This is a genomic window from Streptomyces prasinopilosus (genome assembly GCF_001419695.1).
Lineage (GTDB): Bacteria > Actinomycetota > Actinomycetes > Streptomycetales > Streptomycetaceae > Streptomyces > Streptomyces prasinopilosus.
Map to the genome: position 1 here is coordinate 1 of NZ_LIRG01000107.1, position 6,818 is coordinate 6,818.

The window sequence follows — 6,818 nt, forward strand, 5'->3', positions numbered from 1 at the left end:
CCCGCCCGGCTCCGGGGAGGCGGTCCGGCCGCGGGCGGCGGGCCGGCCGTGACCGCCTCCCCGGAGCCGGGCGGGAGGGCCGGGGAGCGCGCCGGGCCGGGGTCGGCCGGGGACGACGCGCTGGTGGCGAGCCGGCCGCCGGGCCTGGCCGACCCGGCGAAGAAGGAGCTCGCCCAGCAGATCCTGGCGAGCGCCGAGTACGCGACGCTGCGCTGGCGCGAGACCTACGGTGCCATCGAGGACGCCGGGGACGGTGACGGCTACACGGCCGGCATCGTCGGCTTCACCACCGGCACCCACGACCTGCTCGCCCTCGTCGAACGGTATACGCGCGAGCACCCGGACAACGGCCTGGCGGCGTATCTGCCGGCGCTGCGCGCGGTCGACGGCACGGACTCGCACGAGGGGCTGGACCCGGGTTTCACGGACGCCTGGCGGGCCGAGGCGAGGACACCGGCGTTCCGCGCGGCCCAGGAGGCCGAGCGCGACCGGGTCTACTTCGACCCGGCGGTGCGCATGGCCAAGCTCGACGGGCTGGGCACGCTGGGCCAGTTCGTGTACTACGACGCGATGGTCCGGCGCGGCCCCGACACCGGCCCCGACGGCTTCTACGGCCTGCGGGAGCAGGCCGTGCGCGAGGCGCGGACGCCGGGCCGGGGCGGTGACGAGAAGGAGTTCCTGGAGGCGTTCCTCGACGTGCGCCGCGCGGCCGTGCTCGCGAAGGACCCGCAGGCCGACACGTCCCGGATCGACACCGTCCAGCGCCGGTTCCTGAGGGAGGGGAACCTGGAGCTGGCCACGCCGCTGACGTGGCAGGTGCACGGGGAGACCTTCCGCATTCCCTGAGGGTCTCGCGCGTTCCCGGGGGCCCGCGTGCCCCTCGGTCCCTCACGTGTTCCCGGGGGCCCGCCTGTTCCGCGGGTCCCCGCGCGTTCCCCGCGGGTGCGGGCATGTGCGGCGGCGCCTGCCCGGTCCGTCCTGGTCGGGGACTGGAGGGCAGGCGCCGCCTGTGTTCCGTACGCCGTTGTACGGGACCTCTGCGGGGGACCGTCAGGTCCCGCGGTGTGCGGTCCGGCCCGTCGGGGTCCGGACCGCGTGGTGTTTCCCGGAGCGGCCGGCCGGCCGGCGTCCGGTCACACCGTCAGGGAGCGGTCGGTCGGTCGGATCGGTGCGGGCAGGTCGCTGGCCCCGGTGAGGTGGCGGTCGCAGCCGCGTGCCGCGGAGCGGCCCTCGGCGATCGCCCACACGATGAGCGACTGGCCGCGTCCGGCGTCCCCGGCGACGAACACGCCGGGCACGCTGGTCTGGTAGTCGGCGTCGCGGGCGATGTTGCCGCGCGCGTCGAGTTCCAGGCCGAACTGCTCGACCAGGCCGTTGTCGCGGTCGGTGCCGGTGAAGCCCATGGCGAGGGTGACCAGCTGGGCCGGGATCCTGCGCTCGGTGCCGGGCCTGGGGGTGGGTTTGCCGTCGGTGAACTCGACCTCGGTCAGGTGCAGCCACTGCACGTTGCCGTCCTCGTCGCCCTCGAAGTGGGTGGTGGAGACGGAGTAGACCCGCTCGCCGCCCTCCTCGTGCGCGGAGGTGACCTTGTAGAGCAGGGGGAAGGTCGGCCACGGCTGGGTGAGGGCGTCGCGGTCCTCGCCCGGGCGGGGCATGATCTCGAGCTGGGTGACGGAGGCGGCGCCCTGGCGGTGGGCGGTGCCCACGCAGTCGGCGCCGGTGTCGCCGCCGCCGATCACGACGACGTGCTTGCCCTCGGCGGTGACGGGCGGGGCGACGTAGTCGCCCTCCTGCACCTTGTTGGCCAGCGGCAGGTACTCCATGGCCTGGTGGACGCCCTTGAGTTCGCGGCCGGGCACCGGCAGGTCGCGGGCGGTCGTCGCGCCGACGGCGAGGACGACGGCGTCGTAGCGCTTGCGCAGCGCGGCGGCCGGCAGGTCGCGGCCGATCTCGACGCCGGTGCGGAACTTGGTGCCCTCCGCGCGCATCTGCTCGATGCGGCGGTTGATGTGCCGCTTCTCCATCTTGAACTCGGGGATGCCGTAGCGCAGCAGGCCGCCGATGCGGTCCGCGCGCTCGTAGACGGCGACCGTGTGGCCGGCCCGGGTCAGCTGCTGGGCGGCGGCCAGGCCGGCCGGGCCGGAGCCGACGACGGCGACGGTCTTGCCGGAGAGGCGTTCGGGGATCCGCGGGGCGACGTCGCCGGTCTCCCACGCCTTGTCGATGATGGAGACCTCGACGTTCTTGATGGTGACCGGCGGCTGGTTGATGCCGAGCACGCACGCCGACTCGCACGGGGCGGGGCACAGCCGGCCCGTGAACTCCGGGAAGTTGTTCGTCGCGTGCAGGCGCTCGCTCGCCGCCGACCAGTCCCCGCGGTAGGCGTAGTCGTTCCACTCGGGGATGAGGTTCCCGAGCGGGCAGCCGTTGTGGCAGAACGGGATGCCGCAGTCCATGCACCGGCCGGCCTGCTTGCTGATGATCGGCAGCAGGGAGCCGGGGACGTAGACCTCGTTCCAGTCCTTGACGCGTTCGGCGACCGGGCGGGTCGCGGCGACCTCGCGGCCGTGGTTCAAGAAGCCCTTGGGATCAGCCATTGGTCGCCGCCTCCATCATCTTCCGGTGGGTGTCGGACTCGGAGAGTCCGGCTCGCTCGGCGGCGTCCTTGGCGGCGAGCACTGCCTGGTACGTACTGGGGATGATCTTGCTGAAGCGGGCGGCGGCGCCGTCGGGGCCGTCCCACCGGGCCAGCAGCCTGGCGGCGACGGTGGAGCCCGTCTCCTCCTGGTGCCGGCGCACCACGTCGTGCAGCCAGGCGCGGTCGGTGTCGTCGAGTTCGTGGACGGCGTCCAGGTGGCCGGGGTTGACGTTGTCCCGGTCGAGGTCGATGACGTAGGCGGTGCCGCCGGACATGCCGGCCGCGAAGTTGCGGCCGGTCTCGCCGAGGACGACCGCGTGGCCGCCGGTCATGTACTCGCAGCCGTGGTCGCCGACGCCCTCGGAGACGACCAGTGCGCCGGAGTTGCGGACGCAGAACCGTTCGCCGACCTTGCCCCGGAGGAACATCTCGCCGCCGGTGGCGCCGTAGGCGAGGGTGTTGCCGGCGATGACGCTGTACTCGGCGAGGTGGTCGGCGCCCCGGTCGGGGCGGACGACGATGCGGCCGCCGGAGAGGCCCTTGCCGACGTAGTCGTTGGCGTCGCCCTCCAGGCGCAGCGTGATGCCGCGCGGGACGAAGGCGCCGAAGGACTGGCCGGCGGAGCCGGTGAAGGTGATGTCGATGGTGTCGTCGGGCAGTCCCGCGCCGCCGAACTTCTTCGTCACCTCGTGGCCGAGCATGGTGCCGACCGTGCGGTTGATGTTGCGGATGGCGACCTGGGCGCGCACGGGCTGGGCCTCGGTGGCGCCGTCGGCGGCGAGCGCGTCGGCGGCGAGCTTGATCAGCTCGTTGTCGAGGGCCTTCGCCAGGCCGTGGTCCTGGGGGACGGTGTGGTGGCGCACGGCGCCCTCGGGCAGGTCGGGCACGTGGAGGAGGGGGGCCAGGTCGAGGCCCTGTGCCTTCCAGTGGGTGACCGCGCGGGCGACGTCGAGGACCTCGGCGCGGCCGACGGCCTCCTCGACGGAGCGGAAGCCGAGTTCGGCGAGGAGTTCGCGGACCTCCTCGGCGATGAACCGGAAGAAGTTCACGACGTGCTCGGCCTTGCCGGCGAACCGGTCGCGCAGGACCGGGTTCTGCGTGGCGATGCCGACCGGGCAGGTGTCCAGGTGGCAGACGCGCATCATGACGCAGCCGGAGACGACCAGCGGGGCGGTGGCGAAGCCGAACTCCTCGGCGCCGAGGAGGGCGGCGACGACGACGTCGCGGCCGGTCTTGAGCTGGCCGTCGGTCTGCACGACGATCCGGTCGCGCAGGCCGTTGAGCAGCAGGGTCTGCTGGGTCTCGGCGAGGCCGAGTTCCCAGGGGCCGCCGGCGTGCTTGAGCGAGGTCAGCGGGGAGGCGCCGGTGCCGCCGTCGTGACCGGAGATGAGCACGACGTCGGCGTGGGCCTTGGAGACGCCGGCGGCGACGGTGCCGACGCCGACCTCGGAGACCAGCTTGACGTGGATGCGGGCCTCGGGGTTGGCGTTCTTCAGGTCGTGGATGAGCTGGGCGAGGTCCTCGATGGAGTAGATGTCGTGGTGCGGCGGCGGGGAGATGAGGCCCACGCCGGGCGTCGAGTGGCGCGTCTTCGCGACCCACGGGTAGACCTTGTGGCCGGGCAGTTGGCCGCCCTCGCCGGGCTTGGCGCCCTGGGCCATCTTGATCTGGATGTCGTCCGCGTTGACGAGGTACTCGGAGGTCACGCCGAAGCGGCCGGAGGCGACCTGCTTGATGGAGGAGCGGCGGGCCGGGTCGTACAGGCGCTCCGGGTCCTCGCCGCCCTCGCCGGTGTTCGACTTGCCGCCGAGCTGGTTCATGGCGATGGCGAGGGTCTCGTGCGCCTCCTGGGAGATGGAGCCGTACGACATGGCGCCGGTGGAGAAGCGCTTGACGATCTCGGAGACCGGCTCGACCTCGTCGAGCGGGACGGGCGGGCGGCCGGAGGTGAAGCCGAACAGCCCGCGCAGCGTCATCAGGCGTTCGGACTGCTCGTTGACGCGGTCGGTGTACTGCTTGAAGACGTCGTAGCGGCCGGCGCGCGTGGAGTGCTGGAGGCGGAAGACCGTCTCGGGGTCGAACAGGTGCGGTTCACCCTCGCGGCGCCACTGGTACTCGCCGCCGATGTCGAGCGTGCGGTGCGCGGGGGCGATGCCGGTGGCGGGGTACGCCTTGGCGTGGCGGGCGGTGACCTCCTTCGCGACGACGTCGAGGCCGACGCCGCCGATCTTGGTGGCGGTGCCGTGGAAGTACGTGTCGACGAAGGCCGCGTCGAGGCCGACGGCCTCGAAGACCTGGGCGCCCCGGTAGGAGGCGACGGTGGAGATGCCCATCTTGGACATGACCTTCAGGACGCCCTTGCCGAGGGCGTGGATCAGATTGCGGATGGCCTTCTCGGACTCGATGCCGGGCAGGAAGGTGCCCGCGCGGACGAGGTCCTCGACGGACTCCATCGCCAGGTAGGGGTTGACGGCGGCGGCGCCGAACCCGATGAGGAGGGCCACGTGGTGGACCTCGCGGACGTCTCCGGCCTCGACGAGGAGGCCCACCTGGGTGCGCTGCTTGGTGCGGATGAGGTGGTGGTGGACGGCCGCGGTGAGCAGCAGCGACGGGATCGGCGCGTGCTCGGCGTCGGAGTGCCGGTCGGACAGGACGATCAGGCGGGCGCCGTTGCCGATCGCGGCGTCGGCCTCGGCGCAGATCTCCTCGATGCGGGCGGCGAGGCTGTCGCCGCCGCCGGAGACCCGGTAGAGGCCGGAGAGGGTGGCGGCCTTGAAGCCGGGCAGGTCGCCGTCGGCGTTGACGTGGATGAGCTTGGCCAGCTCGTCGTTGTCGATGACGGGGAAGGGCAGCACGACGGTGCGGCAGGACGCGGCGCTCGGTTCGAGCAGGTTGCCCTGGGGGCCGAGCGAGCTGCGCAGGGAGGTGACCAGTTCTTCGCGGATCGCGTCCAGCGGCGGGTTGGTGACCTGCGCGAACAACTGGGTGAAGTAGTCGAAGAGGAGCCGGGGGCGTTCCGACAGGGCGGCGATCGGCGAGTCGGTGCCCATGGAGCCGATCGGCTCGGTGCCGGACTTGGCCATCGGGGCGAGCAGGACGCGCAGCTCCTCCTCGGTGTAGCCGAAGGTCTGCTGGCGGCGGGTGACCGAGGCGTGGGTGTGCACGATGTGCTCGCGCTCGGGCAGGTCGGACAGCTCGATCTCGCCGGCTTCCAGCCACTGGGCGTAGGGGTGCTCGGCGGCGAGCCGGGCCTTGATCTCGTCGTCCTCGATGATGCGGTGCTCGGCGGTGTCGACGAGGAACATGCGGCCGGGCTGCAGGCGCCCCTTGCGGACGACCTTGGCGGGGTCGATGTCGAGGACGCCGACCTCGGAGCCGAGGACGACGAGGCCGTCGTCGGTGACCCAGTAGCGGCCGGGGCGCAGGCCGTTGCGGTCGAGGACGGCGCCGACCTGGGTGCCGTCGGTGAAGGTGACGCAGGCGGGGCCGTCCCAGGGCTCCATCAGCGTGGAGTGGTACCGGTAGAAGGCGCGGCGTGCGGGATCCATCGAGCCGTGGTTCTCCCACGCCTCGGGGATCATCATGAGCACCGAGTGCGGCAGGGAGCGCCCGCCGAGGTGCAGCAGTTCGAGGACCTCGTCGAAGGACGCCGAGTCGGAGGCGTCGGGGGTGCAGACGGGGAAGATCCGCTCGAGGCCGGCGGGGCCGTCGTGCCCCTGGTCGGCGGGGCCGAACAGGTCGGAGGCCAGCTGGGACTCACGGGCGCGCATCCAGTTGCGGTTGCCCTTGACGGTGTTGATCTCACCGTTGTGGGCGACGAAGCGGTAGGGGTGCGCGAGGGGCCACGACGGAAAGGTGTTCGTGGAGAACCGGGAGTGCACCAGCGCGAGCGCGGAGCCGAAGCGGCGGTCGGACAGGTCGGGGAAGAAGGGCTCGAGCTGACCGGTGGTGAGCATGCCCTTGTAGACGATGGTCCGCGCGGACAGTGACGGGAAGTAGACGCCCGCCTCGCGCTCGGCGCGCTTGCGCAGCACGAAGGCCCTGCGGTCGAGGTCGATGCCCCGGGACGCGTGGTCCGTGACGAAGACCTGGCGGAAGACCGGCATCGTGGAGCGGGCGGTGGCGCCGAGCAGGTCGGGCGCGACGGGCACCTCGCGCCAGCCGAGGACGGTCAGGCCCT

3 protein-coding genes are annotated in these 6,818 nt (G+C 72.5%); 1 reads left to right on the forward strand and 2 read right to left on the reverse strand.

Translation table 11 applies throughout. From position 1 onward, the window contains the following. Positions 1–48 precede the first annotated feature (48 nt). On the forward strand, positions 49–846 hold the full coding sequence (locus AOK18_RS05790; RefSeq protein ID WP_079104864.1) for a chitosanase: 798 nt from the start codon (positions 49–51) through the stop codon (positions 844–846). Between the two features lie 287 nt (positions 847–1,133). Here AOK18_RS05790 and AOK18_RS05795 read toward each other — a convergent pair whose 3' ends face one another. Further along, positions 1,134–2,597: a glutamate synthase subunit beta gene (locus AOK18_RS05795; protein ID WP_055693608.1), complete on the reverse strand. Its 1,464-nt coding sequence runs from the start codon at positions 2,595–2,597 to the stop codon at positions 1,134–1,136. Next, a partial coding sequence (gltB, locus tag AOK18_RS05800; protein ID WP_240503076.1) for a glutamate synthase large subunit occupies positions 2,590–6,818 on the reverse strand: 4,229 nt, incomplete at its 5' end. The genes AOK18_RS05795 and gltB, both read right to left, overlap by 8 nt.

What these genes read in the sequence shown, in the direction of transcription:
- AOK18_RS05795 (WP_055693608.1), bottom strand. Translation starts at nt 2,597, where the DNA reads ATGGCTGATCCCAAGGGCTTCTTGAACCACGGCCGCGAGGTCGCCGCG.